The sequence below is a fragment of the Saccharomonospora halophila 8 genome, assembly GCF_000383775.1.
Taxonomy (GTDB): domain Bacteria; phylum Actinomycetota; class Actinomycetes; order Mycobacteriales; family Pseudonocardiaceae; genus Saccharomonospora; species Saccharomonospora halophila.
In genome coordinates, this window is sequence record NZ_KB912587.1 from 8,476 (window position 1) to 11,540 (window position 3,065).

Genomic DNA, 3,065 nt, shown 5'->3' on the forward strand with positions numbered 1-3,065 from the left:
CGCGGACCGGCGCACGGACGTCGGCCCGGTTCACCGGCACGTGGCTGGTCGCGACCACCGCGCTCACCGTGCCCGTGCTGGCCGCCGACCCGGGCGCCTTCGTCGAGAACGTCGTCCGCTTCCCGGCGGGGCTGGCCGCCGTGAGTTCCCCCGCAGCCAGTCCGCTGCCCGGGCACCTGCTCGCGAGCACCGGGCCGACCGGCACGATCCTCGCGTTCGCCATGCTCGGGACGGCGGCGCTGGCCGTCACCGGGTGGCTGCTGTACCGACCGCCCCGCACGGGCGCGGACGCACTCCTGCGGATCGCGGTCGGGCTCGGCGCGTCCACGATGCTCACGCCCACGACCCGCTTCGGTTATCTGGTGTACGTGTCCGTGCTGCTGGGCACGATGTGGGTCTTCCGGGACCGGGCCACCGCGGCCCCCTCCGGCACCGCGGAGCCCGGATCCGACACCACGCCCGGACGTGCCCCGCTTACTTCTTCTTGACGCGCGTGGCGCCACCGCGGCCACGCAGTTGCACCCCGGACTCCGACAGCACCCGGTGCACGAAGCCGTACGAGCGGCCGGTGGACTCGGCCAGGGCGCGGATGCTCGCCCCCTTCTCGTACTTCTTCTTCAGATCGGCGGCCAGCTTGTCGCGCGTGTTTCCGGTGATGCGCGCACCCTTCTTCAGGTCTGCCACGTCCATCCACCTTCCGCCCGTTGGTGTTTCGGGCTACTTTCAGCCCCTGCCGACGCAATGATCGAACACTGAGCCGCCGAATGCCAGACGACAGCGGAAAATCATGCTCGAATGGCGGGGAAAACGCTCCGATGCGGTACTTGTCGCCCGGTGAACAAACCGTCGCGGCCCCGTCGGACACCCCTCGTGACGAAGGTGGCACTCCACACACCACCGAGGCGCATGCAGGTGTGCACGCCCGTCGGAATTGCTCTCGGTATTACCACCGACCGGTGACCACGTTCGCGTGACCATTCCACTACGTCACGGGGCCGGCCCGTGACACACCGGAAACCCGCACAGTATTCACTCGGTCAGGTTCGGTATCCGGCACCTGTTCAGGCGAGTTCTACAAGTTCCTGATATTCCTCGGACCACAGATCCTCGGTGCCGTCCGGCAGTACGATCACCCGTTCGGGTTGCAACGCTTCCACGGCCCCCGGATCGTGCGTCACCAGAACCACCGCACCCGCGAACCCGCGCAACGCATCGAGCACCTGAGCGCGGCTGGCCGGATCCAGGTTGTTGGTCGGCTCGTCCAACAGCAGCACGTTGGCCGCACTGGAGACCAGTCCCGCCAGCGCCAACCGGGTCTTCTCCCCGCCGGAGAGTGTCCCCGCGGGCTGGTCGAGCTGCTCACCGCTGAACAGGAACTGACCCAGCAGGTTGCGCAGCTCCTGCGCACCGGTGTCAGGCGCGAGGTGCCGGATGTTGGTCCAGACGCTCTCGTCGTGCGACAGGGTCTCGTGCTCCTGTGCGTAGTAGCCGCGTCGGAGCCCGTGTCCGGGCACGACCCGCCCCGCGTCCGGGGTCTCCAGCCCGCCGAGCAACCGGAGCAGCGTGGTCTTGCCCGACCCGTTCAGCCCGAGCACCACCACCTTCGAACCCCGGTCGATCGCCAGGTCGACACCGGTGAAGATCTCCAGGGAGCCGTAGCTCTTCGACAACCCCTCCGCGGTCAGCGGTGTCCGCCCACAGGAAGCGGGTGCCGGGAAGGTGATCCTGGCGACCTTGTCCGACTGCGGTTCGTCGTCCAGGTCGGCCAGCATCTGTTCCGCGCGCCGGGCCATGTTCTTCGCCGCCACGGCCTTGGTCGCCTTGGCCCCCAACTTGGCGGCCTGCTGCTGGAGGGAGGCCGCCTTCTTCTCCGCGTTCGCCCGCTCCCGCCTGCGCCGCTTCTCGTCGGTCGCCCGCGCGTCCAGATAGCGCTGCCAGGTCATGTTGTAGTTGTCCAGCTCCCCGCGGGTGGGATCGAGGAACCAGACCTTGTTGACGACCTCGTCGAGCAGTTCCACGTCGTGGCTGATCACCACGAGTCCGCCGTCGTGTGCCTTGAGGAAGCCGCGCAGCCAGCTGATCGAGTCCGCGTCCAGGTGGTTGGTGGGCTCGTCGAGCAGCAGGATCGTGCCGGACCGGCCCCCCGCACCCGACTCCGAGGCGGCGAACAGGATCCGGGCGAGCTCGACGCGGCGCCGCTGCCCGCCGGACAGCGTGGACAGCGGCTGCGGCAGCACCCGGTCCTCCAGACCCAGGTTGGCGCAGATCCGTGCGGCCTCGCTCTCCGCGGCGTATCCGCCGAGTGCGGCGAAGCGTTCCTCCAGTCGGCCGTAGCGACGCACGGCGCGGTCCCGCGCGGTCTCGTCGACCAGTTCGGCCATCTCCGACTGCGCCTTCTCCATGTCCCGGAGCAGCACGTCCAGTCCCCGTGCGGACAGCACCCGGTCCTTCGCCGTCACCGACAGGTCCCCCTCACGCGGGTCCTGCGGCAGGTAGCCGACCTCGGCGGTGTGGTCGATCTCGCCCGCGTAGGGGTCGCCCTCCCCCGCCAGGACACGCAGGGTGGTCGTCTTGCCCGCGCCGTTGCGCCCGACGAGTCCGATCCGGTCGCCCGGCTGGACGCGCAGTGTGGCGCCGGAGAGCAGGATGCGCGAACCCGCGCGCAGTTCGAGGCCGCTGGCCGTGATCAATGGGAACTCCGTGGCGTCGGAATGGCAGGGAAGTCGCGTGGTGGATGGGAGGGGGTGACCGGGCGGATCCCGTGTCCGCGGGTCCGAGCCCGGAGGGCGGTATCGGGGCTTCCGGGGCCTGCCGGGCGTGTACCGGCGGGCCACCTACTCCAGTCGAACGACCACGGCACCCAGTGTAGGGGTGGGCGCCACCACGTTTCGCCGTGCCGTGTCCCGCCTCTCACCGACCGTCAGCGCACGACGATCTCCACCGCGCGGGCCCGCCGTGCCGCCTCGTCCAGCACGGTCCTGCGCGGTTCGGCGACGTCGAGCACCCGCGGTCCGGCGGCGTCGAACACGGGGGCGAGGCGGGGGTCCCCGCGCAACTCGTCGAGG

3 protein-coding genes and 1 pseudogene are annotated in these 3,065 nt (G+C 70.0%); 1 reads left to right on the forward strand and 3 read right to left on the reverse strand.

Features of this window, described 5'->3' with window-relative positions; genetic code table 11:
- A pseudogene (locus SACHA_RS23250) lies at positions 1–488 on the forward strand (hypothetical protein); the annotation flags it as partial.
- On the opposite strand, the gene SACHA_RS0119395 reads toward SACHA_RS23250, so the two are convergent.
- From SACHA_RS0119395 to SACHA_RS26385, 3 genes are all read right to left on the reverse strand, one after another.
- The gene (locus SACHA_RS0119395) at positions 475–684 is read right to left on the reverse strand and encodes a helix-turn-helix domain-containing protein (RefSeq protein WP_005437638.1); all 210 of its coding nucleotides are present in this window, start codon (positions 682–684) and stop codon (positions 475–477) included. The pseudogene SACHA_RS23250 and the gene SACHA_RS0119395 sit on opposite strands and share 14 nt — an antisense overlap.
- 377 nt (positions 685–1,061) lie before the next feature.
- Positions 1,062–2,690: an ABC-F family ATP-binding cassette domain-containing protein gene (locus tag SACHA_RS0119400; protein WP_019812436.1), complete on the reverse strand. Its 1,629-nt coding sequence runs from the start codon at positions 2,688–2,690 to the stop codon at positions 1,062–1,064.
- 230 nt (positions 2,691–2,920) lie between these two features.
- Positions 2,921–3,065, reverse strand: a 145-nt coding sequence (locus SACHA_RS26385; RefSeq protein ID WP_039739943.1) for a Vms1/Ankzf1 family peptidyl-tRNA hydrolase, incomplete at its 5' end; no start/stop codon positions are given.